Source organism: Micromonospora sp. WMMD712, assembly GCF_029581295.1.
In the GTDB taxonomy this organism is placed as follows: Bacteria; Actinomycetota; Actinomycetes; order Mycobacteriales; family Micromonosporaceae; genus Micromonospora; species Micromonospora carbonacea.
In genome coordinates, this window is record NZ_CP120743.1 from 6,838,771 (window position 1) to 6,865,031 (window position 26,261).

21 protein-coding genes, 4 tRNA genes and 1 pseudogene are annotated in these 26,261 nt (G+C 73.7%); 16 read left to right on the forward strand and 10 right to left on the reverse strand.

Annotation, left to right across the window (positions count from 1 at the left end; genetic code table 11):
- The first annotated feature begins 6 nt into the window (after positions 1 to 6).
- The 4 genes from O7633_RS29600 (at position 7) to O7633_RS29615 (ending at position 4,273) form a co-directional block, all read left to right on the forward strand.
- Complete coding sequence (locus O7633_RS29600) at positions 7 to 906, forward strand: carbohydrate ABC transporter permease (RefSeq protein WP_278133286.1); 900 nt, start codon at positions 7 to 9, stop codon at positions 904 to 906.
- Complete coding sequence (locus tag O7633_RS29605; protein ID WP_282324728.1) at positions 903 to 2,336, forward strand: GH1 family beta-glucosidase; 1,434 nt, start codon at positions 903 to 905, stop codon at positions 2,334 to 2,336. Before O7633_RS29600 ends, O7633_RS29605 begins: the two co-directional genes overlap by 4 nt.
- 88 nt (positions 2,337 to 2,424) lie before the next feature.
- Entirely contained in the window at positions 2,425 to 3,471 is a 1,047-nt protein-coding gene (locus O7633_RS29610) for a LacI family DNA-binding transcriptional regulator (RefSeq protein ID WP_074479427.1), read from the forward strand.
- A gap of 175 nt (positions 3,472 to 3,646) precedes the next feature.
- Positions 3,647 to 4,273 carry a hypothetical protein gene (locus O7633_RS29615; protein ID WP_282324729.1) on the forward strand — a complete coding sequence of 209 codons (627 nt, stop codon included), beginning with the start codon at positions 3,647 to 3,649 and terminating at the stop codon, positions 4,271 to 4,273.
- 24 nt (positions 4,274 to 4,297) lie between these two features.
- On the opposite strand, the gene O7633_RS29620 is transcribed toward O7633_RS29615, so the two are convergent.
- Positions 4,298 to 5,509, reverse strand: coding sequence for an acyl-CoA dehydrogenase family protein (locus O7633_RS29620; RefSeq protein ID WP_282324730.1), 1,212 nt, complete (start codon positions 5,507 to 5,509; stop codon positions 4,298 to 4,300).
- Positions 5,509 to 6,666 carry a phosphotransferase family protein gene (locus O7633_RS29625; RefSeq protein WP_282324731.1) on the reverse strand — a complete coding sequence of 386 codons (1,158 nt, stop codon included), beginning with the start codon at positions 6,664 to 6,666 and terminating at the stop codon, positions 5,509 to 5,511. The genes O7633_RS29620 and O7633_RS29625 overlap by 1 nt, the downstream gene beginning before the upstream one ends.
- A 149-nt stretch (positions 6,667 to 6,815) precedes the next feature.
- On the opposite strand from O7633_RS29625, the gene O7633_RS29630 reads away from it, so the two are divergent.
- Positions 6,816 to 7,523, forward strand: a complete 708-nt coding sequence (locus tag O7633_RS29630) for an amino acid-binding protein (RefSeq protein WP_282324732.1) — start codon at positions 6,816 to 6,818, stop codon at positions 7,521 to 7,523.
- A gap of 254 nt (positions 7,524 to 7,777) precedes the next feature.
- The gene (locus O7633_RS29635) at positions 7,778 to 9,031 is read left to right on the forward strand and encodes a GNAT family N-acetyltransferase (RefSeq protein ID WP_282324733.1); all 1,254 of its coding nucleotides are present in this window, start codon (positions 7,778 to 7,780) and stop codon (positions 9,029 to 9,031) included.
- A gap of 245 nt (positions 9,032 to 9,276) precedes the next feature.
- On the opposite strand, the gene O7633_RS29640 is transcribed toward O7633_RS29635, so the two are convergent.
- Positions 9,277 to 10,044: an LPXTG cell wall anchor domain-containing protein gene (locus tag O7633_RS29640; RefSeq protein ID WP_282324734.1), complete on the reverse strand. Its 768-nt coding sequence runs from the start codon at positions 10,042 to 10,044 to the stop codon at positions 9,277 to 9,279.
- A gap of 385 nt (positions 10,045 to 10,429) precedes the next feature.
- On the opposite strand from O7633_RS29640, the gene O7633_RS29645 reads away from it, so the two are divergent.
- Positions 10,430 to 13,291, forward strand: a complete 2,862-nt coding sequence (locus tag O7633_RS29645) for a glycoside hydrolase family 9 protein (RefSeq protein WP_282324735.1) — start codon at positions 10,430 to 10,432, stop codon at positions 13,289 to 13,291.
- Between the two features lie 199 nt (positions 13,292 to 13,490).
- Positions 13,491 to 15,971 carry a non-reducing end alpha-L-arabinofuranosidase family hydrolase gene (locus O7633_RS29650; RefSeq protein ID WP_282324736.1) on the forward strand — a complete coding sequence of 827 codons (2,481 nt, stop codon included), beginning with the start codon at positions 13,491 to 13,493 and terminating at the stop codon, positions 15,969 to 15,971.
- Positions 15,972 to 16,101: 130 nt separating this feature from the next.
- Here the strand turns inward: O7633_RS29650 and O7633_RS29655 are convergent, their stop codons facing one another.
- The 3 genes from O7633_RS29655 to bioB all read right to left on the reverse strand — a co-directional run bounded on the left by O7633_RS29655 (position 16,102) and on the right by bioB (position 17,899).
- Positions 16,102 to 16,608, reverse strand: coding sequence for a GNAT family protein (locus O7633_RS29655; protein WP_229404563.1), 507 nt, complete (start codon positions 16,606 to 16,608; stop codon positions 16,102 to 16,104).
- An 11-nt stretch (positions 16,609 to 16,619) separates the two neighbouring features.
- The gene (locus O7633_RS29660; protein WP_278136378.1) at positions 16,620 to 16,820 is read right to left on the reverse strand and encodes a hypothetical protein; all 201 of its coding nucleotides are present in this window, start codon (positions 16,818 to 16,820) and stop codon (positions 16,620 to 16,622) included.
- An 83-nt stretch (positions 16,821 to 16,903) separates the two neighbouring features.
- Positions 16,904 to 17,899, reverse strand: coding sequence for a biotin synthase BioB (gene bioB / locus O7633_RS29665; protein ID WP_278133304.1), 996 nt, complete (start codon positions 17,897 to 17,899; stop codon positions 16,904 to 16,906).
- A gap of 192 nt (positions 17,900 to 18,091) precedes the next feature.
- On the opposite strand from bioB, the gene O7633_RS29670 reads away from it, so the two are divergent.
- Positions 18,092 to 19,228, forward strand: coding sequence for an 8-amino-7-oxononanoate synthase (locus tag O7633_RS29670; RefSeq protein ID WP_282328679.1), 1,137 nt, complete (start codon positions 18,092 to 18,094; stop codon positions 19,226 to 19,228).
- 62 nt (positions 19,229 to 19,290) lie between these two features.
- Positions 19,291 to 19,995 (forward strand): dethiobiotin synthase, encoded by a 705-nt coding sequence (gene bioD / locus O7633_RS29675; protein WP_074479194.1) that lies wholly within the window; start codon positions 19,291 to 19,293, stop codon positions 19,993 to 19,995.
- 90 nt (positions 19,996 to 20,085) lie between these two features.
- Here the strand turns inward: bioD and O7633_RS29680 are convergent, their stop codons facing one another.
- Both O7633_RS29680 and O7633_RS29685 read right to left on the reverse strand, forming a co-directional pair.
- A complete protein-coding gene (locus O7633_RS29680) occupies positions 20,086 to 21,198 on the reverse strand; it encodes a cytochrome P450 (RefSeq protein WP_282328680.1) in 1,113 nt (370 codons plus the stop codon).
- A 57-nt stretch (positions 21,199 to 21,255) separates the two neighbouring features.
- Positions 21,256 to 21,924, reverse strand: coding sequence for a 50S ribosomal protein L11 methyltransferase (locus tag O7633_RS29685; RefSeq protein WP_074479147.1), 669 nt, complete (start codon positions 21,922 to 21,924; stop codon positions 21,256 to 21,258).
- Positions 21,925 to 22,104: 180 nt separating this feature from the next.
- Between O7633_RS29685 and O7633_RS29690 the strand changes: the two genes are divergently transcribed.
- Positions 22,105 to 22,962 carry a hypothetical protein gene (locus O7633_RS29690; protein WP_282324737.1) on the forward strand — a complete coding sequence of 286 codons (858 nt, stop codon included), beginning with the start codon at positions 22,105 to 22,107 and terminating at the stop codon, positions 22,960 to 22,962.
- Between the two features lie 83 nt (positions 22,963 to 23,045).
- On the forward strand, positions 23,046 to 24,206 hold the full coding sequence (locus O7633_RS29695; RefSeq protein WP_282324738.1) for an alkane 1-monooxygenase: 1,161 nt from the start codon (positions 23,046 to 23,048) through the stop codon (positions 24,204 to 24,206).
- A 119-nt stretch (positions 24,207 to 24,325) separates the two neighbouring features.
- On the opposite strand, the pseudogene O7633_RS29700 reads toward O7633_RS29695, so the two are convergent.
- Positions 24,326 to 24,925, reverse strand: a pseudogene (locus O7633_RS29700) (TetR/AcrR family transcriptional regulator); the annotation flags it as partial.
- Positions 24,926 to 25,391: 466 nt separating this feature from the next.
- Here O7633_RS29700 and O7633_RS29705 point away from each other — a divergent pair.
- The 3 genes from O7633_RS29705 to O7633_RS29715 all read left to right on the forward strand — a co-directional run bounded on the left by O7633_RS29705 (position 25,392) and on the right by O7633_RS29715 (position 25,657).
- Positions 25,392 to 25,464: transfer RNA gene (locus O7633_RS29705), tRNA-Gly, on the forward strand.
- 34 nt (positions 25,465 to 25,498) lie between these two features.
- Positions 25,499 to 25,569, forward strand: a tRNA-Cys gene (locus tag O7633_RS29710).
- Positions 25,570 to 25,582: 13 nt separating this feature from the next.
- Positions 25,583 to 25,657: transfer RNA gene (locus O7633_RS29715), tRNA-Val, on the forward strand.
- A 114-nt stretch (positions 25,658 to 25,771) separates the two neighbouring features.
- Here the strand turns inward: O7633_RS29715 and O7633_RS29720 are convergent.
- Positions 25,772 to 26,011: a DUF6458 family protein gene (locus O7633_RS29720; RefSeq protein WP_043962588.1), complete on the reverse strand. Its 240-nt coding sequence runs from the start codon at positions 26,009 to 26,011 to the stop codon at positions 25,772 to 25,774.
- 160 nt (positions 26,012 to 26,171) lie between these two features.
- Here O7633_RS29720 and O7633_RS29725 point away from each other — a divergent pair.
- A tRNA-Gly gene (locus O7633_RS29725) sits at positions 26,172 to 26,244 on the forward strand.
- The last annotated feature ends 17 nt before the right edge of the window (positions 26,245 to 26,261 follow it).

Consider the following 26,261-nt stretch of genomic DNA (forward strand, 5'->3'; position numbering starts at 1 on the left):
CGCCAGATGACGACCACGACGCTCCGCCCACCCGCGCGCCCGGCCGGCAGGCCGCCGCGTGACGCGCACAAGGCCGACCGGATCTGGAAGGCGACCCCGCTGACCTGGGTCGGCCTGGTCCTCGGCGTGATCCTCTCGCTGTTCCCGTTCTACTGGATGATCGTCATCGCGTCCCGGACGAACGACGCGGCCAACTCCTGGCCGCCGCCGTTCCTGCCCGGTGGCAAGCTCGGCGAGAACATCCAGCGGGTGCTGGAGAACGGCGACGCCAACATCGTCAAGGGGCTGATGAACTCGTTCCTGGTCTCCGGGACGATCACCGTCGCCACCGTCTTCTTCGGCTCGCTGGCCGGTTTCGCGTTCGCCAAGCTGCGCTTCCGCGGCAAGAACGCGATGCTGCTGATCATCCTCGCCTCGATGATGGTCCCGATCCAGCTCGGCGTGCTGCCGCTCTACATCCTGATGGCCAAGCTCGAGTGGCTGAACACCATGCCGTCGGTCACCGTGCCGTTCCTCATCGGCGGCTTCGGCATCTTCATGATGCGCCAGTACGCCGAGCAGGCCGTGCCCAACGAGCTGATCGAGGCGGCCCGGGTGGACGGCTGCTCCACCTGGCGCGTCTACTGGCACGTCGTCGTTCCCGCGCTGCGGCCGGCGGCGGCGGTGCTGGGCCTGCTCACCTTCATGGAGCAGTGGAACCAGTTCTTCTGGCCCTTCGTGGTGCTCGCCGACCCGGCCAACCCGACCGTGCAGATCTCGCTGCGCAGCCTCAACACGGCCTACTTCGCCGACAACTCGCAGATCTTCGCGGGCACCCTGGTCGCCACGTTGCCGCTGTTCGTCGTGTTCGTCCTGTTCGGCCGCCAGATCATCGGCGGGATCATGGAAGGTGCCGTCAAGTCGTGAGCGATCCGACCCGTCCACCCGCCGTCGGCGTCCTCGACCAGGGCGCGGCCCTCACCTTCCCGCCGGGCTTCCTGTGGGGCGCGGCGACCGCGGCGTACCAGATCGAGGGCGCGGCCACGGCGGGCGGCCGCACCCCCTCGATCTGGGACACCTTCAGCCACACGGAGGGGCGGACCGTCGGCGGGCACACCGGCGACGTGGCCTGCGACCACTTCCACCGGATGCCCGACGACGTGCGCCTCATGGCGGAGCTGGGCCTGAAGTCCTACCGGTTCTCGGTGTCCTGGCCGCGCGTGCAGCCGGGCGGGTCGGGCGCGGCCAACGCCGAGGGCCTGGACTTCTACCGGCGGCTGGTCGACGAGCTGCTGGGCCACGGCATCGAGCCGTGGCTGACCCTCTACCACTGGGACCTGCCGCAGCCGCTGGAGGACGCCGGCGGCTGGCCGGTCCGGGACACCGCCGGCCGGTTCGCCGACTACGCCCAGCTCGTCGTGGACGCGCTCGGCGACCGGGTGCGCTACTGGACGACGCTGAACGAGCCGTGGTGCTCGGCGTTCCTGGGGTACGGCTCGGGCGCGCACGCGCCGGGACGTACCGACGGGGCGGACGCGGTCCGGGCCGGGCACCACCTGATGCTCGGGCACGGCCTGGCGGTCCAGGCGCTGCGGGCGTCCCGGCCCGACGCCCAGCTCGGCATCACCGTCAACCTGTACCCGGTGAGCCCGGCCACCGGCTCGCCGGCCGACGCGGACGCCGCCCGGCGGATCGACGCGCTGGCCAACCGGTTCTTCCTCGACCCGGTGCTGCGCGGGTCGTACCCGGCGGACCTCCGCGCCGACCTGGCGTCGGTGACGGACTTCGGGCACGTGCGCGACGGCGACCTGAAGATCATCTCGACGCCGCTGGACCTGGTCGGGATCAACTACTACAGCCGGCACGTGGTGGCCGCCCCGGTCGAGGGCGAGCAGCCGGAGGCGTACTGGCGGGCGCCGACGTGCTGGCCGGGCAGCGAGGACGTCCGGTTCGTCACCCGGGGTGTCCCGGTGACCGACATGGACTGGGAGATCGACGCCCCCGGGCTCGTCGAGACCCTGGAGCGGGTCCACCGCGACTACACGGACCTTCCGCTCTACGTGACCGAAAACGGTTCCGCTTTCGTCGACGCCGTGGTCGACGGTCAGGTCGACGACACCGACCGGTTGGCCTACTTCGACTCGCACCTGCGGGCGGCACACGCGGCGATCGGTGCAGGGGTGCCCCTGCGGGGCTACTTCGCGTGGTCGCTGATGGATAATTTCGAGTGGGCCTGGGGTTACACCAAGCGTTTCGGCATGGTGTACGTCGACTACGACAGCCAGGTCCGCATCCCCAAGTCCAGCGCCAGGTGGTACGCCGAGGTGATCCGACGCAACGGTCTGGCCGCACAATAGGGCACACGGCCAGCGAGTGACGGGTGGTCCCGGTGCCCGTCCCCCAACCCGGGGGCGCACCGGGCCACCAATGTCGGAGGAGCAGACGATGACAACGCAGCGCACCCGGTCGCTCGGGCGCCCGACCCTTGACGCGGTCGCCGCGCGCGCCGGCGTCGGGCGCGGCACCGTTTCCCGGGTGGTCAACGGCTCACCCCAGGTGAGCCCGGAGGCGCGGGCGGCCGTGCAACAGGCCATCGCCGAGCTGGGGTACGTGCCGAACCGCGCCGCCCGGGCCCTGGTGACCCAGCGGACCGACTCGGTGGCGCTGGTCGTCTCCGAGTCCGGGGACCGGGTCTTCACCGAGCCGTTCTTCGCCGGCATCGTCCGGGGGATCAGCTCGGGCCTGCTGGAGACCCCGATGCAGCTCTGGCTGGCCATGGCCCAGTCGCCGGTGGAGCGGGAACGCGTCGAGCACCACCTCACCAACCAGCACGTCGACGGCGTCCTGCTGCTGTCGCTGCACGACTCCGACCCGCTGCCCACCCTGCTGGAAGAGCGGGGCCTGCCGACCGTGCTGGGCGGCCGGCCGGCCCGGATGCTCCAGCCGGGCGCGCAGCCCGCCTACTACGTCGACGTCGACAACGTCGGCGGCGCCCGGCACGCGGTGGAATACCTGTTCGCCCGGGGGCGGCGGCGCATCGCCACCATCGCCGGGACCCAGGACATGGGCGCCGGCCTGGCCCGGTTGACCGGCTACCGGGAGGCCGTCCAGGCCACCGGGGCCGGCCTCAACCCCGATCTCATCGCGTACGGCGACTTCAGCGAGGGCAGCGGGGCGGCCTGCATGCGCCGGTTGCTGGAGGTCTGCCCGGATCTCGACGCGGTCTTCGTCGCCTCCGACCTGATGGCCTTCGGCGCGCTGCGGACGCTGCGCGAGGCCGGCCGGCGGGTGCCGGACGACGTGGCGGTGATCGGCTTCGACGACGCGCCGGTGGCCCGGCAGGCCGAGCCGCCCCTGACCACCATCTTCCAGCCGGTCGAGGAGATGGGCCGGCAGATGGCCCACCTGCTGGTGTCCCGGATCCGGGGCGAGGACATCCCGACCAACCACATCCTCCTCGACACCCACATGGTCCGCCGCGCCTCCGCCTGAGCGCGTCCCGCGCTCCGGCGGCGGGCGCGTTGTCTGATTGATCCGGCCTGGCGTCATCTGGGAGTTCCCGGTTCGTCGGCCGGTATCACCGCGCCCCGCGCCGGCTCCTGTCAGCAGGACCATGCCGGCGCGGGGAGGCTCCGTGTCGGCGTCACCGTCGATGGGAGATCCCGCCATGGCAACCCTCGGAAGCCGCGTCCGCCGCCTGGCCCTGGCCCTGTGCGCCGGCCCGGCGCTCGCCGGCCTGCTGACCGGCGCCACCGCCACCGCCGCAGTCGCCGGCCCGGCGGCAGGTGCCACATCGGCCGCGAAGCCCGCCCGGAGCATGACGGTCACCGACGTGTGGATGCGGGACACCGTCTCCGACGTCGGCATCCAGCCGCACTCGAGCAGCCCACTCTGGGCCAGCCCGGACATCAAGGTCTGCCCGACGTCGGTGGAGTGCGCGACCAGCACGTTCCCGGTCGCCGGCTCGACCAGCTACATCTTCGTCAAGCTGCGTAACCCCGGGCCGTACGGGTCGGGCACCGACAGCGGGACGCTGCGGTTCTACCGGACGACCCCGGGAGGCAGCCTGTCCTGGCCGCTGGCCTGGGTGCCGGTCACCTCGCGGGTCCTCATCGTTCCTCCGGGCGTGACGACGGTGCGGGCCGAGTGGCCTGCGGTGCCCGGCCCGGGGCACTTCTCCCTGCTGGCCATCTGGGATTCGCTGACCGACCCGTTGCTGTTCATGAGCACCGACATCGGGACCAACGTCCGCTACAACAACAACATCGCCTGGCTCGACCTGGTGTCGGTCTGACCGACCCCGCGCCGACGCGCCCGGTCAGGCCCAGCGGCGCAGCTCCCGCTTGGCCAGCGACGACCGGTGGACCTCGTCCGGGCCGTCGGCGAGGCGCAGGGTGCGGGCCTGGGCCCAGAGCCCGGCGAGCGGGGTGTCCTGGCTGACGCCCGCGCCGCCGTACCCCTGGATGGCCTTGTCGATCACCCACTCCGCCATCGCCGGGGTGGCGATCTTGATGGCCTGGATCTCGGTGTGCGCGCCCTTGTTGCCGACGGTGTCCATCAGCCAGGCGGTCTTGAGCACCAGCAGCCGGGCCTGCTCGATACGGACCCGGGACTCGGCGATCCACTCCCGCACCACGCCCTGCTCGGCGAGGGGGCGGCCGAACGCGATCCGCTGGTTGGCCCGGCGGCAGAGCAGTTCCAGGGCCCGCTCGGCCATGCCCACCAGCCGCATGCAGTGGTGGATGCGCCCCGGGCCGAGGCGGGCCTGGGCGATGGCGAAGCCCGCCCCCTCCGCGCCGACCAGGTTCTCCGCCGGCACCCGGACGCCCGTGAAGTCGATCTCCGCGTGGCCGCCGTGCGGGGCGTCGCTGTAGCCGAAGACCGTCAGGCCGCGCCGCACCGTCACGCCCGGCGTGTCCCGGGGGACCAGGACCATGCTCTGCTGGCGGTGCCGGTCGGCGCCGGGGTCGGTCTTGCCCATCACGATGAAGATCTCGCAGCGCGGGTCCATCGCCCCGGACGACCACCACTTGCGTCCGTCGATCACGTAGGAGTCGCCGTCGCGGACGATCCGGGTGGCGATGTTGGTGGCGTCGGAGGAGGCGACCTCCGGCTCGGTCATGCAGAACGCCGAGCGGATCTCCCCCTCCAGCAGCGGCTTGAGCCAGCGGTCCCGCTGCGCCTCGGAGCCGAACTCGGCGAGCAGCTCCATGTTGCCGGTGTCCGGTGCGGCGCAGTTGACCGCCTCCGGGGCCAGGTGCGGGCTGCGCCCGGTCAGCTCCGCCAGCGGCGCGTACTGGAGGTTGGTCAGGCCCGCGCCGTAGCGGGGGTCGGGCAGGAAGAGGTTCCACAGGCCGCGCCGCCGCGCCTCGGCCTTCAACTCCTCCAGCACGGGGGAGCGGGCCCACGGGTCGCCGGCCGCCGCGACCTGCTCGGCGTGCACCGCCTCCGCCGGGTGGACGCACTCCTCGAGGAACGTGCCGAGGCGCGCGCGCAGCTTCTCGGTGCGGGCGTCGAACTGGAAGTCCATCACTGCTCCCTGACTGCGCGCAGACCGTGCTCGACAAGCGGCGCGACCATGTCGCCGATCCGGTCGAAACCACCGCCGAGCGTCTGCCCGAGGGTGTGCCGGTAGTGGATCCCCTCGCAGATCACCGCGAGCTTGAAGCAGCCGAGGGCGATATGCCAGTGCAGCGGGCCGACGTCGACGTCGCCGCGCCCGGCGTACCGCTCGATCAGCTCGCGCCCGGCGGGGAATCCGGCGCGCGGGCCGAGCCCGTCGGCGACGGGGTTGCCGGCGGCGACGTCGCTGTCGCCGAGCACGTCCCAGTACGTCAGCAGGAGCCCGAGGTCGGCCAGCGGATCGCCGAGGGTGGCCATCTCCCAGTCCAGCACCGCCCGCACCACCACCGTGCCCCCGGTGCCAGCCGGGCCGTCGGCAGTGGCGGGGCGGCCGGCGGTGGCGGGGCCGGCGTCGACCGTGGCGAGCAGGTTGTCCAGCCGGTAGTCGCCGTGCACGATCCGGCCGGCGTTCGCCCCCTCGGGCACCGAGCCGGCGAGCGCGTCGCGCAGCTCGTCGATGCCGGGCAGCGGGCGGCTGCGGGACTGGTCGAGCTGGCCGGCCCAGCGCCGCACCTGCCGGCCCAGGAAGCCCTCGGGGCGGCCGAAGTCGGCCAGCCCGACGGCGGCCGGGTCGACCGCGTGCAGGTCGGCGAGGGTGTCCATCATCGCCATGGCCAGGCCGCGGCGCTGCCCGGCGGTCAGCGCGTCGGTCTGCGACCGGCTGCGGAACACCTCGCCGTCGACCTTCTCCATCAGGTAGAACGGCGCGCCGATCACGTCGGTGTCCGGGCAGAGCAGCAGCGCCGCCGGGACCGGCACCGCGGTCGGGGCGAGCGCCGAGATGACCCGGTGCTCCCGGGCCATGTCGTGCGCGGTGGCGAGCACGTGGCCCAACGGCGGCCGGCGCAGCACGACCTCCCGCCGGGTCGCCCCCGCGCCGGCCCGCAGGGCGTACGTCAGGTTGGACTTGCCGCCGGCGATGAGCCGGGCCCGCAGCGGCGGGGCGGCCAGCTCGGGGCGGTGCACGGCCAGGTGGGCGGCGAGCCGGTCGAGATCCAGACCTTTCGGGGCGTCCGCGTCCGCACCGGGGCCGGTGCGCGGGTCGACGACGGCCGGATCGGTCATCCGACTAGTTGATGGCAGCTCACGCACCTTGTCAAGGTGGGATTTTCCCCTGGGACACGGCGCGGCAACAGGGACGAAATGGTCAACGGGCAGGCTGGTGCCCAGCCTGCCGGCCGCCCTGCGCCGGCCTGCCGAGCGGAGGGACGATCATGTTGCTGAGAGTTCGGGTGACCCTGCCGGACCGTCCCGGCACCCTCGGCCAGGTGGCCCGCACACTCGGCGTCTCCGGTGCCGACATCGTCCAGGTCGTCGTCCTGGAACGGCTCGGCGGGCGGGCGGTCGACGACTTCACCGTGGTGTGGCCGGGCGCCTCCCGGGTCGAGCGGCTGCTGGCCGGCCTGGCCGCCATCCCCGGCGTGCGGGTCGACGGCGTGTGGCGGGCGATCGGCGCGCCGACGACCACCGGGCAGGACGCCGAGCTGCTCGCCCAGGTCGCCGGCAACCCGGCCGACGGCCTGGCCACGCTGGTCGACGCGGTGCCGGGGCTGCTCGCCGCGGACTGGTCGGTGGCGGCGGTGGTCCCGCTGGACTGGGCCTCGCGCACCGGCGGCGGGGGCGGCGAGGCCACGGTGGCGCAGGCGAGCTGGCGGGTGCCGGTCCCGCCCAGCCTGCCCGAGATCACCCCGTTGCGGGCCCGCGCGCTGACCGGGGCCGACGGCACCCACTACGCGATCGCGCCGTTCGGTCGGGCCGGCCTGGTTCTGGTGGTGTCCCGCGACCAGACCGAGGCGCTGAGCCCCGCCGCGTTCCACTCCACCGAGGTGGACCGGCTCGCCCAGCTGGTCCGGGCCAGCGCGGTGATCCTCGGTGACCGGCTGGACCTGGTGGGCGCGCCGCCGGTGGTGGCCGGCGGCTGAGACTGTCGGGCCCCGGTGCGGGGCCCGTCGGCCGGAGTCGGGCCCCGGTGCGGGGCCCGCCCGGCGGCACCAGTGCGGGCCCGGCCGATGCGGCCGGGTCCGCACTGTCGTTCGCCCGCCCGGTGCCGACAGGGCGTGGCCAGGGTCACCACCTGTGGTGATGGTCATGCGCACGGTTCCCGCGCCGTCACCACCGGGCAACGGGCCCGCAACAGCCGGCCGGCATCGTCGTAGGCGGGTGAAGGGAGACAACCATGGCGCTGTGGCGGATCCGAGCCACCGTGGACGACCGGCCGGGCTACCTGTCGGTCCTCACGGCGAGCCTTGCGTTGCGCGGGGTCAACATCCTCACCGTGCAGGTGCACACCACCGAGGTCGGCGCGGTCGACGACTTCCTCGTCGACGCGCCGGACACCCTCGACGAGGCGGAGCTGATCGCGGCCGTGGAACGGGGCCGGGGCCGGGACTGCTGGGTGGCGCGCAGCGAGGCGCGCGGCCTCGCCGACCAGCCCACCCGGGTGCTCGGCCTGGCCACCCGGCTGGTCCGCGACCCCGACGCGGCGGGGGAGGCGCTGCGCACGCTGCTCGGCGCCGACGAGGTCACCTGGCGGCCCGCCGCCGTCGCGGGGGGCATCACCGGCACGACGATGACCCTGCCCGACCCCACCGGCGGGTCGTACGAGCTGCGCCGGACCGCGCCGAGCTTCACCCCGGCCGAATACGCCCGCGCCCAGGCGCTCGCCGAGCTGGCGGCGACCGTGGGCCGGCGGGAGGCAGACCAGGTCACCCTCGTCCTGCCCGACGGCGCGGAGGCGGTCGTCCGCCCGGCGACCGCCGGCGACCTCACCGCCGTGGTGGACCTGCACCGGGCCTGCTCGGCGGGCACCCTGCACCGCCGCTACCTCGGCGGGGCGGCGCAGCCCGCGGCGGCCCGGCTCGGCCGGCTGCTGGAGCCGGCCCAGGGCCTGACCCTCGTCGCGGCGGTGGCCGATCCGGCGGGCGCGGCGGTGACCGGCCCGGGTTGGCCGACGTCGGCCCCGGGCGGGGCGCTGGACGGCTTCGCCGGGGCGGTTGCCGGCCCCGGCGGGGCGGTGGACGGTTTCGCCGGGGCGCTGGATGGTTCGGCCGGGGCGGTTACCGGCTCCGGCGGGGCAGCGGGTCCGGGCGGTGCGGCGGTCGGTTCCGGCGGGGCGGCGGAACCGGTCGTCGCGATGGCGAACCTGCTCGTCGAGGGCGACGAGGCCGAGGTGGCGCTGCTGGTGCGCGACGACTGGCAGCGGCGGGGGATCGGCACGGCCCTGCTGCGCCGGCTGGTCCGGCACGCCGAGCGGGCCGGTCTGGCGGCGCTGGTGCTGCACGTCCAGGCGGAGAACACGCCGATGCTGCGCACCGTGCGCCGGCTGGCCCGGCCGACGGTGACGGAGCGGGACGGCACCCTGGTCACCGTCAGCCTCGCGGTGACCGGAGCCCCGGCCGGGGTGGTGCCGGCCCAGCTGCGCCGCCGCTGACCCCGTGCCGCAACCGCCCCCAAGTCCGGCCGGCGGCTGATCAGCGGGCGCGCGGTCGGCCGGCGTACGCAGCCCAGGGCGTTCCGGTGACCGTACCGCCGTGCCGGGTGTTAACAGGGGGCCCCTGCTCTACCGAATGCGTTAACAGGGGGCCCTTCCTTACCCCGCAGACCGGCCGCCGGACGGAGGTCCGGCGGCCGGTCGCGGGCGCCTGCCCGAGGGGGTGCGGGCGGGCCCGCTCGGGATCAGCCCGTGAAGGTGATGCGGTCCCGGCGCCGGCGCAGCGTCATCAGGGCGACGCCGCCGCCGATCAGCGCGACGCCGGTGAGCGCCATGCCGGTGACGGCCACGCCGGTCAGCGGCAGGTCACTGCCCCCGCCGGTCCCGCCCGACGGTGAGGTCGTCGGCGACGCCGAGTCCGACGGGGTGGGCGACTCCGAGGTCGACGGGGACTCCGAGGGCTCCGGGGACTCCGACGCCGACGGGGACTCCGACGGTTCCGGCGACTCCGAGACCGACGGCGTCGGGGTGGGGGTGGGGGTGGGCTTGGGGACCGTGCCCTTGCAGGTGTGGCTCACGTTGAAGTCGTCGCCGGTCCCGCTGATCGTGGCGGACCCGTCGACCAGCTTCCACCCGGCCGGGGTGAACAGGTAGGCGTGGATCTGCCGGGGGTCCTTGCCTCCGGTGGAGTAGAAGGAGTCCGGGTACGCGTCCGCGCCGTCCGGGATGTTCACCGTGACGTCGTTCGTGCCGTCGGAGAAGGTCAGCGTCAGGGTCTCGAAGCTGCCGCTGTTCTTGCCGGGCAGGACGAAGTGCCAGCCGTCGTGGTCGTCCGGCAGGTTCGCGAAGCGCTCGTCGTCGCACTGCTGGGTGAAGTAGCCCGCCTTCTTGCCATGGTGGGCCGACTTGAGGCCGATGGTGGACGACGCCCACGCCGGGGTGGCGAGGGCGAGGCAGGCGGTGGCGGCGGTCGCGGAGAAGGCCGCGCGCGCCACGCGCCGACGCTGTGACATGAGGTTTCCTCCGAGAGGGGGAGTCGAGGGGACGCCACATGATCGCCTCGGCGCGTTCCGGCGTGGCATCGGGTGAATGGCCTGAGCTGGGCGGACGCCGCGCCCAATCCCCCCTGCCGGGAGGGGATTACCGCCGGCGGGCGGCGTGTCGGCGTAACGGTTGCGGGCGGCGCGACGCCCGGATCCGGCCGGCGGGCGGGTGCAGGCTCGCGGTAGCGGGGTCTTCCCAAGCGTGCAATCCGCTGGATACATTGTCGGGCATCCATGGGAGCGCTCCCGCGCCTCCTCGGAGACCCCCACCACCCGCCTCCGCCGGCCCCGACCCCTCAGACGCCGTCCCGCGTCCGGTCGGGGCCGCCGGGCGCCATCCGTCAGGAGCTCGCAGATGCGTCACCCGAACCGGCCGTCGCGCGGCCGCCCCTGGCTGCGCCGCCTGCTCGCCGCCGGCGCCGCCCTGGCCAGCGGCCTCGCCATGGGCGTCGTCGCGCCACAGGCCGCGCCCGTCGCCGCCGCGCCCGCCTTCAACTACGCCGAGGCGTTGCAGAAGTCGCTGTTCTTCTACGAGGCGCAGCAGTCCGGCAGGAAGCCGGCCTGGAACCGGGTCTCCTGGCGCGGGGACTCGGCGCTCACCGACGGGGCCGACGTCGGGGTGGACCTCACCGGCGGCTGGTACGACGCCGGCGACCACGTCAAGTTCGGCTTCCCGATGGCGTTCAGCGCCACCATGCTCGCCTGGGGCGCGGTCGAGTACCGCGACGGGTACGTCGCCTCCGGGCAGCTCACCCACCTGCTCAACAACCTGCGCTTCGTCAACGACTACTTCGTCAAGGCGCACCCCGCCCCGAACGTCCTCTACGGACAGGTCGGCAAGGGCGACGACGACCACAAGTGGTGGGGCCCGGCCGAGGTGATGCCGATGGCGCGTCCCGCGTACAAGATCGATTCAAGCTGTGGCGGCGCGGACCTGGCGGGGGAGACGGCGGCGGCGATGGCCGCGTCGTCGATGGTGTTCCGGCCCACCGACGCCGCGTACGCCGACAAGCTGCTGACCCACGCCAAGCAGCTCTACACGTTCGCCGACACGGTGCGCAAGAGCTACCACGAGTGCATCACCGACGCGACGAGCTTCTACAAGTCGTGGAGCGGGTGGCAGGACGAGCTGGTCTGGGGTGCGATCTGGCTCTACCGCGCCACCGGCGACGCCGCCTACCTCACCAAGGCCGAGAGCGAGTACGACAAGCTCGGCACCGAGCCGCAGTCCACCACCCGGTCCTACAAGTGGACGATCGCCTGGGACAACAAGCAGTTCGGCGCGTACGTGCTGCTGGCCAACCTGACCGGCAAGCAGAAGTACGTCGACGACGCCAACCGGTGGCTCGACTACTGGACCGTGGGCGTCAACGGCGCGAAGGTGACCTACTCGCCGGGCGGGATGGCGGTGCTCGACTCGTGGGGCGCGCTGCGCTACGCGTCCAACACCGCGTTCGCCGCGCTGGTCTACAGCGACAAGACCACCGACGCCACCCGCAAGACCCGCTACCACGACTTCGCCGTCCGGCAGATCAACTACGCGCTCGGCGACAACCCGCGCAAGTCCAGCTACCAGATCGGCTTCGGGGCCAACGCCCCGAAGAACCCGCACCACCGCACGGCGCACGGCTCCTGGTGGGACAGCCAGACCGTGCCCACCGAGACCCGGCACGTGCTCTACGGCGCGCTCGTCGGCGGCCCGTCGGCGGCCAACGACGCCTACACCGACAGCCGGTCCGACTACGTGATGAACGAGGTCGCCACCGACTACAACGCCGGCTTCACCTCCGCCCTGGCCCGGCTCTCCGCCGAGTACGGCGGCACCCCGCTCGCCGGCTTCCCCACTGCCGAGACGCCGGACATCGACGAGCTCACCGTGGAGACCACGGTGATGCAGGCCGAGACCCGCGCCACCGGCCTCAAGGCCATCGTCTACAACAAGTCCGCGTTCCCGGCCCGCGCGCTGACCAACGGGAAGTTCCGCTACTACTTCCGCCCCGAGGGCAGCACCGCCGTCCAGGTCACCCCCGGCTACACCCAGGGCTGCCCGTCGCCGTCGGCGGCCAAGCAGCTCAGCGGCGACATCTGGTACGTCGAGGTCGACTGCACCGGTTACACCATCGCCCCCGCCGGGCAGTCGCAGCACCGGATGGAGGTGCAGTTCAAGATCGGTGTGCCGGAGGGCGGCACCTGGGACCCGACCAACGACCCGTCGTACCAGGCCACGGCCGGGCCGAACAAGAAGGTGCCGCTCTACTCCGGCGGCGTGCGCGTGTGGGGCGAGGAGCCGGGACCGGCCACCCCGGACACCGCCGCGCCGAGCGTGCCCGGCACGCCTGTCGCGTCCGCCGTCACGTCGAGCGGGCTCACGCTCACCTGGGCCGCCTCCACCGACACCGGCGGCAGCGGCCTGGCCGGGTACGAGGTGACCCGCACCTCGGCCGGCGCCGACCCGGTCGTCACCGCCTCGACGGGGACCACCCTGGCCGTGACCGGGCTGGCCCCGGAGCGGACGTACCAGTTCACCGTGCGGGCGCTCGACGGCGCGGGCAACCGCTCGGCGGCGTCGGCGGCGCTGACCGTCACCACGCCGGCCGGCCCGGCGCCGGACACCACCCCGCCGACCGCACCCGGCACGCCCACCGCCTCCGCGGTCGGCGCGACCGGCCTGTCCCTGACCTGGGGCCCGGCCACCGACGCCGTCGGGGTCGTCAGCTACCGCGTCTACCGGGGCGGCAACGTCCTGGTCGGCTCCACCGCCGGCACCACGCTGGCGGTGACCGGGCTGACCGCCTCCACCACCTACACCTTCACGGTGGTCGCGGTGGACGCGGCCGGCAACGTCTCGCCCGCCTCGCCCGGCGTCACGGTGACCACCACGGCCCCGCCGGCCGGTGGCGGCTGCGCGGTGACCTGGACGGCGAACACCTGGGACACCGGGTTCACCGCGAACATCACTGTCACCAACACCGGCACCACGGCGATCAACGGCTGGACGCTGGCGTTCGCGTTCCCGAGCGCCGGGCAGAAGGTCGGGCAGGCGTGGTCGGCGAACGTGACCCAGACCGGCACCGCGGTGACCGCCTCGAACCTGTCCTACAACGGGACGATCGCGGCGGGGGCGGCGACGAGCTTCGGCTTCAACGGCACCCACACCGGCAGCACCGCGAAGCCGGTCGCCTTCACCCTGAACGGTTCCGCCTGCACCGTCTCCTGACCGCCGGGCGGGACGTGGCCGGCACCGCACCCGGTGACCGGCCACGTCCCGCCCGGCCCAAAACTTTTCCGAAATGTTTCTGAAACACCATTGTCTGAACCGGTGAGTAGTGGAAACATCGACAGAGTTGAATATTTAGACGTGGACGCCCAGTCGTCGCGCCCTGACGGCCTGGGTGTTGGCCAGTAAGGAGGCCACGATGGCAACGAGCCCATCCCTCTATCGCGGCGGGAGTCGGCGACGGCGATCGCCCGCCGTCCGAGCGCTGCTCGCCGGTGCGCTCAGCACCGTGACGGTGGCCGCCGTCGCGGTGGTGATGCCGGCGGCGAACGCCGCCGCGTCCACGCTCGGCGCGGCCGCGGCGCAGTCGGGTCGCTACTTCGGCACGGCCATCGCCGGGGGCCGGTTGAACGACTCCACGTACAGCACGATCGCCGGGCGTGAGTTCAACATGATCACGGCCGAGAACGAGATGAAGCCGGACGCGACGGAGCCGAACCAGGGTCAGTTCAACTTCTCGGCCGGGGATCAGATCTACAACTGGGCGACCCAGCGTGGGCTGAAGGTGCGGGGGCACACCCTGGCCTGGCACGCTCAGCAGCCGTCGTGGATGGAGCGGATGAGTGGCAGTGCGCTGCGCTCGGCCATGATCAACCACATCAACGGTGTGATGGCCCACTACAAGGGCAAGCTTGCCGCGTGGGACGTGGTCAACGAGGCGTTCAACGAGGACGGCAGCCGTCGCCAGTCGAATCTTCAGGGCACCGGCAACGACTGGATCGAGGTGGCGTTCCGCACCGCCCGGGCGGCCGATCCGTCGGTGAAGCTGTGCTACAACGACTACAACATCGAGAACTGGAGCTACGGCAAGACGCAGGGCGTCTACCGGATGATCCAGGACTTCAAGTCCCGGGGCGTGCCGATCGACTGCGTCGGTTTGCAGACCCACTTCACCGGCGGCAGCTCGCTGCCGAGCAACTTCCAGACCACGTTGTCGAGCTTCGCGGCGCTGGGCGTGGACGTGGCGTTGACCGAGGTCGACGTCACCAACGCCTCGACCACCCAGTACGCCGGGCTGACCCAGGCGTGTCTGAACGTGCCCCGTTGCATCGGCATCACCGTCTGGGGCGTCCGTGACAGCGACTCCTGGCGGTCCAACGAGAACCCGCTGCTGTTCGACGGCGGGGGCAACAAGAAGGCCGCGTACACCTCGGTCCTCAACGCCCTCAACGCGGCGCCCCCGACCTCCGGGCCGACCACGGGCCCGCCCACCACGCCCCCGCCCACCACGACCCCGCCGCCGAGCGGCGGCGCCGGCCGGATCGTCGGCGTGCAGTCGGGCCGGTGCATCGACGTGCCGAACTCCACCCAGACCAACGGCACCCGGGTGCAGCTCTACGACTGCCACGGCCAGACCAACCAGCAGTGGACGTACACCGCGAGCAAGCAGTTGATGGTCTACGGCACCAAGTGCCTGGACGCCAACGGCGCGGCCACCGCGAACGGCACCGGGATCATCATCTGGGACTGCAACAGCGGGCCGAACCAGCAGTGGAACGTCAACTCCAACGGCACCATCTCCGGCGTCCAGTCCGGCCGCTGCCTCGACGTGTGGGGCACCGGCAACGGGCAGCAGGTCCAGCTCTACGACTGCCACGGGCAGGCCAACCAGCAGTGGCGGACCGACTTCGGTGGTGGCACGCCGCCCACGTCGACCCCGCCGACCACCACGCCGCCCCCGCCGACCACCACGCCGCCGCCGACGGGCGGCTGCGCGCTCCCGTCGACCTACCGGTGGTCGTCGACCGGCGCGCTGACGAGCCCGAAGAACGGCTGGGTCTCGCTCAAGGACTTCACCAACGTCGTCTACAACGGCAAGCACCTGGTCTACGGCTCGTACGTCAACAGCAGCGGCCAGTACAGCTCGATGAACTTCAGCACGTTCACCAACTGGTCCGACATGGCCTCGGCCAGCCAGAACGGGATGAGCCAGGGCACCGTGGCGCCCACGCTGCTGTACTTCGCCCCGAAGAACGTCTGGGTGCTGGCGTACCAGTGGGGACCGACCTCGTTCAGCTACAAGACGTCGAGCGACCCGACGAACGCCAACGGCTGGTCCTCCGCGCAGACGCTGTCCACCGCCACCCTCCCGGACGCCCCGTACGGCGTGATCGACCAGACCCTCATCGGCGACGACCAGAACATGTACCTGTTCTTCGCCGGGGACAACGGCAAGATCTACCGCCAGATCATGCCGATCGGGAACTTCCCGGGCAGCTTCGGCTCCAGCTACACGACGATCATGACCGACTCGACGAACAACCTGTTCGAGGGCGTCGAGGTCTACAAGGTGGCCGGACAGAACCAGTACCTCATGATCGTCGAGGCGATCGGGAGCCAGGGGCAGCGCTACTTCCGGTCGTTCACGTCCAACAGCCTGAGCGGCTCGTGGACCCCGCAGGCCGCCAGCGAGAGCAACCCCTTCGCCGGCAAGGCCAACAGCGGCGCGACGTGGACCAACGACATCAGCCACGGTGACCTGGTCCGCACCAACCCCGACCAGACCAAGACCGTCGACGCCTGCAACCTGCAGTTGCTGTACCAGGGCAAGGACCCCAACGCGAACACCGACTACAACCTGCTGCCGTGGCGGCCGGGTGTGCTGACCCTCCAGCGCTAGGCAGCACCGCACTCGCGCAGAACCGCAGCGTGCCCGGCACCCCACGGTGCCGGGCACGCCTGTCGGCGGACCCTGCCCGAGCCCGGCGGCGGGCGACGGTCCGGCGGCGACCTGCTGCGGGCCGGCCGACTCAGCCGGACAGGTCCTCCGCGAGCAGGTCCATCAGCAGCGCGTCGTGCCAGCTCCCGTCCGCGCCACGCTCGTAGCGGCGCATGATGCCCACCGGACGGAACCCCACCTTCGCGTACGCCCGGATGGCCGCCGTGTTCGCCGCCGCCGGGTCGATGGTGAACCGGTGATGGCCGTACTCGTCGATCAGGTGCCGGGCCAGCGTGCGGATCGCGTCCCCGCCCAGCCCGACGCCGCGTACCGCCGGGTCGAGGAAGACGTCCAGGCTGGCGTGGCGGTAGTCCGGGTCGGTCTCGGCGTACCACTGGATGGCCCCGACGACCCGGCCGTCGTGCTCGACGGCGTACACCGTGAGGTCGTCGTCGCCGAGGTCGGCGCGGACGGCCTCGGTCAGGTCGTCGCCGCCGCGCCACCAGCGGCGCACCTCCGGCGTGGCCCGGATCGCCGCGAGGGCCGGCACGTCGTCGGCCGTCACCGGTCGCAGCGTGACCGCCCTGCCCCGCAGCACCCGCACCGGCCTCAGCCCCGCAACTCGCCGTGCTCGACGCAGACCGCCGCCCAGCCCACCGGCAGCACCTGCACCTTCATCCGGCGTCGGCAGCGCGCGCAGAACCGGGGCGGCTCCAGCTCGCGCGCCGCCCGGCACGCCGCGTGGCCGCCGCCGTCGGCAGGTTCACCGCACCGGTCGCACCACGCCCCGGAAGCCGCCGAAGCCGCCAGAGCCCCCGAAGCGCCGGCCGCCGCCGGTGCCGCGGAGCCGCCGGAACTCGCCGGCGTCCCCGAGGGAGCCGTCCCCGTCCCCGTCACAGCGTCGCGGAGAGCGCCTTGACCGGCATCTTCAACTCGGTCAGCAGCGCCAGGTCGTCGGTCGCCGGGCGGCCCAGCGTGGTCAGGTAGTTGCCGACGATGACCGCGTTGATGCCGCCGAGCAGACCGTCGCGGGTGCCCAGGTCGCCGAGGGTGATCTCCCGGCCGCCGGCGTACCGGAGGATGGTGCGCGGCATGGCCAGCCGGAACGCGGCGATGGCCCGCAGCGCGTCCTTGCCCTCGACCACCGGGCGGTCGCCCAGCGGGGTGCCCGGCCGGGGGTTGAGGAAGTTCAGCGGCACCTCGTGCGGGTCCAGCTCGGCCAGTTGCGCGGCGAACTCGGCCCGCTGCTCCACGGTCTCGCCGAGGCCGAGGATGCCGCCGCAGCAGACCTCCATGCCGGACTCGCGGACCATCCGCAGCGTCTCCCAGCGCTCCTCCCACGAGTGCGTGGTGACCACGTTGGGGAAGTAGGAGCGGCAGGTCTCCAGATTGTGGTTGTAGCGGTGCACGCCCATGTCGACCAGCTCGTCGACCTGCTCCTGGCTGAGCATGCCGAGCGACGCGGCGACCTGGATGTCGACCTCGGCCCGGATCGCGGCGACGCCCTCGCGCATCTGCGTCATCAGCCGGGCGTCGGGGCCGCGCACGGCGGCCACGATGCAGAACTCGGTCGCCCCGGTCGCCGCCGTCTGCTTGGCCGCCTCCACCAGGGAGGGGATGTCCAGCCAGACCGAGCGGACCGGCGAGGCGAACAGCCCGGACTGCGAGCAGAAGTGGCAGTCCTCCGGGCAGCCGCCGGTCTTCAGCGACACGATGCCCTCGACCTCGACCTCGGGCCCGCACCAGCGCATCCGCACCTCGTGGGCCAGCTGGAGGGCGGCCGGAAGGTGCTCGTCGGGCAGGTTCAGCACCGCGAGAACTCCGGCCTGGTCGAGGCCGACGCCGTTCTCCAGCACCTGCTTGCGGGCCTGGTCGAGGATCTCTGGCATGGCTCGTACCCTACAAGGCGCCCGGCGACGAAGAAACGCCCGAGCGCGCGGCCGGGCCACCCACGCCCGGGCGCGGCCCGACCCCCGCGTCCGACCGGCGGCGGCGTCGCGCGCCGGCCCGCGCCACGCCGCGGCGCGGCCGACTGGTGGTAACTTCGCCCGGCGGAGACGGCGGGGGAGGGGAGCGTGGCGGTGGCGGACTGGCTGGCGGCGCTGCACCGCCGCGCCGAGCTGCGGGCGAAGGCGGGGCTGACCCGCCGGCTGCGCCCCCGCGCCGCGGGCGACGCCGTGGTCGACCTGGCCGGCAACGACTACCTCGGCCTGGCCGCCCACCCCGAGGTCACGGCCGCGGCCGGGCGGGCCCTCTCGGCGTACGGGCTGGGCGCGACGGGTTCCCGGCTGGTGCGCGGCTCCACCGACGCCCACCACGGGCTGGAGGCGGCCCTCGCCGACTGGCTCGGCGTCGACGGCAGCCTCGTCTTCTCCTCCGGCTACCTGGCCAACCTCGGCGCGGTCCGGGCGCTGACGCGGCCGCGTACGCTGCTCGTCTCCGACGCGCACAACCACGCCTCGCTGATCGACGGCTGCCGCATCTCCGGCGCGGAGACCGTGGTGACCCCGCACGCCGACCCGGCGGCGGTCGCCGCCGCGCTGGCCGCCGCGCCGGGCCGGCCGGCGGTGGTGGTCACCGAGTCGGTCTTCTCCGTCGACGGCGACCTCGCGCCGCTGGCCGAGCTGCACGCCGTGGCCCGCCGGCACGGCGCGCTGCTGCTCGTCGACGACGCGCACGCGCTCGGCGTGCTGGGCCCCGCCGGGGCGGGCGGGGTGGCCGCCGCCGGGCTGACCGGCGAGCCGGACGTGGTGGTCACCGCCACCCTCTCCAAGGCGCTCGGTGGCGCGGGGGGCGTGGTCGCCGGCCCGGCCGAGTTCGTCCGGCACCTGGTCGAGACCGGCCGGACCTTCATCTTCGACACCGCCCTGCCGCCCGCCGTCGCCGCCGGGGTGCGCGCCGCGCTCGACCTGGCCCGCGCCGGCGACGACCTGCGGGCCGAGCTGGCCGAGCGGACCGCGCTGGCCGTCCGCCGGCTGCGCGCCGCCGGGCTGGCGGTCTCCGCGCCGGACGCCGCGGTGGTCTCGGTGACCGCGCCGGGCCCCGAGGCGGCCACGGCCTGGGCCGCCGACTGCGCCGACCGGGGGGTGGCCGTGGGCTGCTTCCGGCCGCCGTCGACGCCGGACAGCCGGTCCCGGCTGCGGCTGACCGTCAACGCCGGGGTCGGCCGGGCGGACTTCGAGCGGGCCCTCGACGTGATCGTGGAATGCGCGCCGTGACCGGCGGCGCGCGCGGGTGGACGGGCGGAGGTGACGCCGTGGGCGCGGCGTGGACCGGGCCGGTGCTGATCACCGGCACCGACACGGGGGTCGGCAAGACGGTGGTGACCGCGGCGGTGACCGCCGCCGCCCAGGCGGCCGGGCTGCGGGTCGCCGTGGTCAAGCCCGGCCAGACCGGCACGGCCACCGGCGACCCGGGCGACGTCGACACGGTGACCCGGCTGGCCGCCCCGCTCACCGGCCGCACCCTGGCCAGCTATCCCGACCCGCTGGCCCCGCTGGCGGCGGCCCGGGTGGCCCAGCTGGAGCCGCTGGAGCTGTACGCGGCCGTCGACGCGATCCGCGAGGAGGCCGACAAGCACGACCTCGTGCTGGTCGAGGGGGCCGGCGGGCTGCTCGTGCCGATGGGGCTGCGTCCCTCCGGCGAGGCGTGGACGCTGGCCGACCTGGCGGTGTCGCTCGGCGCGCCCGCCGTGGTGGTGGCCCGCGCCGGCCTGGGCACCCTCAACCACACCGCGCTCACCCTGGAGGCCCTCGACCGGCGCGCCGTGCCGGCCGGCGTGGTGATCGGCGCGTGGCCGGCGGAGCCGGAGCTGGTGCACTGGGCCAACCTGACCGAGCTGGTGCCGCACCTGCTCGGCGCGCTGCCGGCGGGCGCCGGGGCGATGGACCCGGGGGTGTTCCGCCGGTCCGCGTCGGGCTGGCTCACCCCCGCCCTCTACGGGGTGCTCGACGACTGGCGATCCTGGGCCGAGGACGCCGGCTGACCGCCCGCGAGCAAGGAAGGGCCCCCTCTTAACGCCTGGGGTAGAGAAGGGGACCCTTCTCTACCGGATGCGTTAACAAGGGGCCCTTCCTTACCGGGCGACCACGAAGGCGTCGGGCATCCGGAAGGTGAGGTTGTCCGGGCACCACGGCGGCCGGAGCACGCGTACGCCGTCGAGCAGCGGCGCGGCCTCGGCGACGACCACGGCGGCCTCCAGCCGGGCGAGCTGCGCGCCGACGCAGCGGTGCGCGCCCGCCCCGAACGCGAGGTGCCGGCGCGAGCCGGGCTGCCCGGGGCGGAACTCGTCGGGGGCGGCCACGACCTGCGGGTCGCGGCCGGCGCGGGCCAGCCACAGCACGACGCTGGCGCCCGCCGCGACGGGCGTGCCGCCGAGCGTGGTGTCGACGGCGGCGACGCGCCGCCAGGTGACGATCGGCGGTTCCAGCCGCAGCCCCTCCTCGACCACGTCGGCGACGTCGATCGTGCCGGCGCGCAGCCCGGCGCGTACCGCCGGCTCGGCGGTGAGCCGGTGCAGCAGCAGGGTGAGGAACTGCGAGGTGGTCTCCTGGCCGGCGACGAGCAGGAAGAACAGCGCGCCGACGACCACGTCGGGGGAGTGGCCGGCGGCGCGCAGCCGGGCCGCGAGCCCGCCGCCGGTGGCGGCGAACGCCCGCAGCACCCGGTGGAACCGGCCCACCTCGGTGGCGAGGGCGGCCTGCCGGTCGGCGTCGAGCGGGGCCCAGAACAGCTCCAGGGCCGCGCGGGCGAACTCCTTCACCGCGCCGACCGGCGCGTCGGGCAGCTCGACGAGCCGGGCCAGCACGAGCAGCGGCAGGTCCGCGGCCAGGCCGGCGTACAGATCGACGGGTACGCCCGCGTCCAGCTCCGCCCGCAGCCGGGCGACCCGGTCGCGGACGAGGTCGGTGAGCCAGGGCCGCTGGGCGGCGACCCGGCCCGGGTGCAGGGCGTCGGCGACGATGCCCCGGATCTGCGGGTGGCTGGCCCCGCCGTTGTTGGCCAGGGTCGGCGGCAGCCGGAACCGGTGCCCGGCGAGCACCCGCAGGGCGGCCACCGGGATCGGGGTGACCGCGTCGAGGGCGTTGTCGGGCCGGAAGGTCACCGGGTCGGCGAGCACCCGCCGCACCAGCGCGTGCCGGGTCACCACCAGGTGCGCCGCGCCCACGTGGTCGGTCACGGTCGCGATGTCGGGCCACGGCCCGTCGACGGCATCGCCCCAACCCCGGAACAGCACCGCGTCAACCTAGCGGGCGGCCCCGGGCGGCGCGGGGTCCAGTTCCCACACGGTGGTGTGCTTCACCCGGACGCTCTCCAGGGCCTCGGGCACCGGCACGTCGTAGGCGGCCAGCTCGCGGAACCGCTCGCGGGGCAGGAACGCCCGGCCCGGGTCGCCGACCAGCACCCGCGCGCCGGAGCGGGCGGCCCGCAGCAGGAAGCGCAGCATCCGCCGGGCCATCGCCTCGCTGTAGAAGACGTCCCCGGCGAGCACCACCTCGGCGTCGCCGGCGTCGCCGTCGAGGACGTCGCCGAGCGCGGCGTCGACGCGTACCCCGTTGGCCTCGGCGTTGAGCGCGACGGCGGCCACGGCCCGCTCGTCGATCTCGGCGGCCCGCACGGCCGCCGCGCCCGCGCGGGCGGCGGCGACGGCGACCAGGCCGGAGCCGGAGGCGAGGTCGAGCACCCGGCGGCCGGCGACGACCTCGGGGTGGTCGGTGACGTACCGGGCGAGCGCCTGCCCGCCGGCCCAGGCGAACGCCCAGAACGGCGGCGGCTGGGAGCTGCGGAACTCGCCCTCGGTGAGCTCCCACAGCCCGATCGGCTCGTCGGCCTGGTGCAGCCGGACCTCGGGGACGAAGGCCACCGGGGCGAGCCGCGCGTGCAGCCTCACGAAGGCCGCGGAGAGATCGGACACGCCACCGATTCTCCCTGTCCCGCGATCCCGGGCGTGTCGCGGGTGGACGGTCACCGGTTCACCACTGTCGGTGAGATGGCCCCCCGAGCTTCGCGGTCCGTGCGAACACGCCCGTCTACCCGGTTGTCCGGTTCGCCCATAGCGTTGCCGGATGGATGGATCCGACGGGAGGCGAGGGCGGTGGTGACGGTGGTGCGGTACGCGCTAAGGGTCGGGGTGGTGCTGGCCTGCCTGTCCGGAGCGGGGGTCGGCGTCGCCGCGCCGGCTCGGGCGGCGGCGGCCGGGTTCGCCACCGAGTTGAGTGGCCTGCCGACGGAGTTCACGGCGGGCGACGGGGTGCAGACGGTGTCGGCGGTGGTGTCGCGCCGCGACGGCGGCTGCGTGAAGGTCCGCTGGTCGATGGTGCTCACCGTGCAGGGGATGCGGCTGGACCAGGTGAAGATGGACCGGATCGAGGAGACCGGGCTGTTTCCCCTGGAGATCCGCACCCAGGGCAGCACGGCCCGGCTGACCGACCGGCAGCTCGACCCGGGCACGCTCTGCCCGGGCCGCACGGTGACCGCCCGCTACCGGGTGGCCTTCGCCGAGGACGTCACCCGGGGGCGGGTGACGCTGGCCGCCGAGGCGTACGACGCGCAGTCGCGGCTGCTGGCCCGGCAGGCGGCGACCCGGGAGGTGATCGGGACGGCGGTCGAGGCGACCCCGACCGCCGCGGACCCGACGGCCGAACCGTCGGCGGACCCGACGGACGAGCCGCTGGAGCCGGCCGGGGTGGACGAGGAGGTCGAGCCGAGCGAGGAGGTGGTGGCCGAGGTGCCGCCGGCCGTGTCGGGCGGGCGTCCGGTGTCGTCGTCGGGCGGCTTCGGGGTGGTGCAGGCGGCGTTCCTGCTCGGCGCGCTGCTGTTGTCGCTCGGGGTGGGGCTGCTGCTGCGGCTGCGGCACCTCACGAAGGCGGCCGACGAGGGCGAACCGGCCGTGGGGCTGGACTTCGAGCGGGCCGCCCCGCCGCAGCGGGGGTGGGGGCTGCTCCGCCGCTGACGTACTTTACAAAACTCCGTCTCTTGTAAAACGCCGTGACGCGTGCCACAGTCAGGGCGTACCCGGGAGATCGGAGACCGGCGATGACCGCTGACGCGCCCGCGACCGCCCCGCCCGCCGCCTGGCGCGACCCGCGCCGGGCGCTCTGGCCGCTCGCCCTGCTCGTGCCGGCGCTGCCCTTCGCCTCCTGGCTGGCCTGGCGGGGCGGCGCCGGCTCGTGGGCGTGGTGGCTCGCCCCGGCGGTGGTCTTCGGGGTGATCCCGGTCGTCGACCTGCTCGTCGGCGACGACCGGCGCAACCCGCCGGACGAGGCGGTGCCGCGCCTGGCCCGCGACGGCTACTACCGCTGGCTGACCTACCTCTACCTGCCCGCCCAGTACGCCGGCCTGGCGCTCGGCTGCGCCGTGTGGGCCTCGGGCGGGCTGCGCCCGCTCGGCGCGGCCGGGCTGGTCGCCACCCTCGCCGTGGTCGACGGCATCGCCATCAACACGGCACACGAGCTGGGGCACAAGCGGGAGAAGCTGGAACGCTGGCTGTCGAAGGTGGCCCTCGCCCCGACCGGCTACGGGCACTTCCACGTCGAGCACAACCGGGGCCACCATGTCCGGGTCGCCACCCCCGCCGACCCGGCCAGCTCCCGGCTCGGCGAGAGCTTCTACGCCTTCTGGCCGCGCACCGTCGCCGGCAGCCTGCGCTCGGCGTGGCGGCTGGAGGCCGGCCGGTTCCGCGTCCGGGGCCGCAGCCCGTGGACGCACCGCAACGAGATCCTCACCGCCTGGGCGATGACGGTGGCGCTGTTCGCCGCCCTGGCCGCCGCGTACGGGCCGCAGGTGCTGCCGTTCCTGCTGCTCCAGGCGGTGTTCGGCTTCTCCCTGCTGGAGGTGGTCAACTACCTGGAGCACTACGGCCTGGCCCGGCGGCGGACCCCCGCCGGCCGCTACGAGAAGGTGGACGCCCGGCACAGCTGGAACAGCGACCGGACGGTCACCAACGTCTTCCTGTTCCAGCTCCAGCGGCACAGCGACCACCACGCCAACCCCCTGCGCCGCTATCAGACGCTGCGCAGCTTCGACTGCTCGCCGCAACTGCCCGCCGGGTACGCCACGATGGTCGTGGCGGCCCTCGTGCCGCCCGTGTGGCGGCGGGTGATGGACCACCGGGTGCTCGCCCACTACGGCGGCGACCTGGAGGCGGCCAACGTCCACCCGCCGGCGCGGGCCCGGCTGCGCCGGCTGGCCGGCTGACGGGGCCGGGCCGGCGGGGCTGGGCTGGCGGGCCGTGGGAAGAGCGGTCAGCTCACCGCGTCGGGCTGTGGCTCGGGCTGTGCGGCGCGGCGCGAGCGGTCCTGTGCCGGGGCGGACCAGTCGAGTTGGGCCGGCTCCAGGCCGACCTCGCGGGCGGCGGTCAGGCGGATCCACTCGGCGAACTGGCGGCGCGAGATCACCCGTTCGTGCACGGCGAACTGCACGGCGAGGCCGTCCATCATGGCGTTGATCCGCCACGCCGCCCCCGCCGGGTCGGCGCACTCGAAGACCCCCTCGCGTACCCCGTCGGCGATCACCGCGGCGAGATCCTCCCGCCAGCGCAGGTCGAGCCGGCGGGAGACCTTCTCCAGCTCCGGGACGCGCAGCGACTCCGACCATCCGTCGATCCACATGGACCACGAGGTCGGCCGGCCGGTCGGCGCGTAGAGCTTGAGCATCCGGCGGAGCTTGACCAGGGGGGAGGCGGCGGACCGGACCACGGCGTCGAGCCGGGCGAGGTCCTGCTCCACCGCGTAGGCGAAGGCCTGGGAGAGGAGTCGCTCCTTGGTGGCGAAGTGGTAGAAGACCAGCGCCTGGCTGACCCCCGCGGCCTGCGCCACGTCGGCCGTGCGGGTGTTTGCCAAGCCCCGTTCCGCGATCACGTCACAGGCCGTGCGCAAGAGGGCATCCAGGCGGATCTCGGCGGCACGTCTCGTCACGTCGCTACCGTAACCTATCCGTTCGTGCACAAACAGTTACCGCTCCGGCGGATTCGGCCCCCCAGAGTCGGAAGTAAGACAATTTCCCCGCCATTGTCGGCCATGTCCCCGTGTGGTGGGCAGTCCTATCCAGCCTCCTAGGATGATCTACGCGGTGTGCCGGGGCCTGCATCAGGGGGCGGATGGGCGCCGCGCGCCGGGGTCGCGCAGGCGGGGCGCGACGGAGTCCAGTCGGGGCCGGGCCGGGGTCGGGGCTGGGTTGGAGCCGGGCGGGGCTGGGTCGGGTCCTCGCCGCCATGCCGGCGACATGGTGGTGTCGCGGGGCGGGAAGGCCCCATGCCGGCGACGCGGTGCGGCGGGGCGGGGGCTGCGGCCTCGGCGGACGCGCCGGGCGGACCCCCGATTTGGCAACCGCTCGCGGGCTCGGCTAAAGTTCTCATCCGTCACCGGGAAACGCCGGGGGCGTGCGGACGTAGCGCAGCTGGTAGCGCATCACCTTGCCAAGGTGAGGGTCGCGGGTTCGAATCCCGTCGTCCGCTCGGATCTGCCGCCACGCATGTCGGGGGCAACCTCGGTGGAGTGGCCGAGAGGCGAGGCAACGGCCTGCAAAGCCGTGTACACGGGTTCAAATCCCGTCTCCACCTCGGCAGTTTACGAGGGCGATTGGCGCAGTGGGAGCGCGCTTCCTTGACACGGAAGAGGTCACTGGTTCAAACCCAGTATCGCCCACCACGGGTAACGGCCCGGCACCGCACAGGTGCCGGGCCGTTTCGCCATCGAGTCCGCCGCCCGGTTGGCCGTGCGGGAGCGTGCGCGGCCGAGGGGACGAGATCTCGGCGGGGTCGCCTACAGCGGCGGCGCGACGTCCCGACGCTCCTCGACGCGGCGGTACTCGACCGGCTCGGTGGTGGTGACCACCTCGCGACGGCGGCCCCAGACCAGCGTGGTCATGACGAGGCCGAGCGCGCCGGCGGCCATCAGGATCCAGCCGACGACGTCCAGGTCGACGCCGCCGACGGTGGCGTCCATGGCGAACGTGAGGATCGCGCCGACCGCGATCAGGAAGATGCTCGTACCGATACCCACGACAGCCTCCTTCGGGGGATGCAGTGTGCTGTCGAGGTGGACAAGTACCCCGCCGGTGAACTGCGTAATCGGCGGCGCGCGTCGCGTACGCGAGGGGAGTTTGTTCGCGATCTTGCCGTCGGGTACAGTTCACCCCGTCGCCGGCGAACGCCTGCGGCACGCGGACGTAGCGCAGCTGGTAGCGCATCACCTTGCCAAGGTGAGGGTCGCGGGTTCGAATCCCGTCGTCCGCTCGCGATCAGCCCTCCGG

What these genes read in the sequence shown, in the direction of transcription:
- O7633_RS29600 (WP_278133286.1), top strand. Translation starts at nt 7, where the DNA reads ATGACGACCACGACGCTCCGCCCACCCGCGCGCCCGGCCGGCAGGCCG.
- O7633_RS29610 (WP_074479427.1), top strand. Translation starts at nt 2,425, where the DNA reads ATGACAACGCAGCGCACCCGGTCGCTCGGGCGCCCGACCCTTGACGCG.
- O7633_RS29615 (WP_282324729.1), top strand. Translation starts at nt 3,647, where the DNA reads ATGGCAACCCTCGGAAGCCGCGTCCGCCGCCTGGCCCTGGCCCTGTGC.
- O7633_RS29620 (WP_282324730.1), bottom strand. Translation starts at nt 5,509, where the DNA reads ATGGACTTCCAGTTCGACGCCCGCACCGAGAAGCTGCGCGCGCGCCTC.
- O7633_RS29625 (WP_282324731.1), bottom strand. Translation starts at nt 6,666, where the DNA reads ATGACCGATCCGGCCGTCGTCGACCCGCGCACCGGCCCCGGTGCGGAC.
- O7633_RS29630 (WP_282324732.1), top strand. Translation starts at nt 6,816, where the DNA reads ATGTTGCTGAGAGTTCGGGTGACCCTGCCGGACCGTCCCGGCACCCTC.
- O7633_RS29635 (WP_282324733.1), top strand. Translation starts at nt 7,778, where the DNA reads ATGGCGCTGTGGCGGATCCGAGCCACCGTGGACGACCGGCCGGGCTAC.
- O7633_RS29640 (WP_282324734.1), bottom strand. Translation starts at nt 10,044, where the DNA reads ATGTCACAGCGTCGGCGCGTGGCGCGCGCGGCCTTCTCCGCGACCGCC.
- O7633_RS29645 (WP_282324735.1), top strand. Translation starts at nt 10,430, where the DNA reads ATGCGTCACCCGAACCGGCCGTCGCGCGGCCGCCCCTGGCTGCGCCGC.
- O7633_RS29650 (WP_282324736.1), top strand. Translation starts at nt 13,491, where the DNA reads ATGGCAACGAGCCCATCCCTCTATCGCGGCGGGAGTCGGCGACGGCGA.
- bioB (WP_278133304.1), bottom strand. Translation starts at nt 17,899, where the DNA reads ATGCCAGAGATCCTCGACCAGGCCCGCAAGCAGGTGCTGGAGAACGGC.
- O7633_RS29695 (WP_282324738.1), top strand. Translation starts at nt 23,046, where the DNA reads ATGACCGCTGACGCGCCCGCGACCGCCCCGCCCGCCGCCTGGCGCGAC.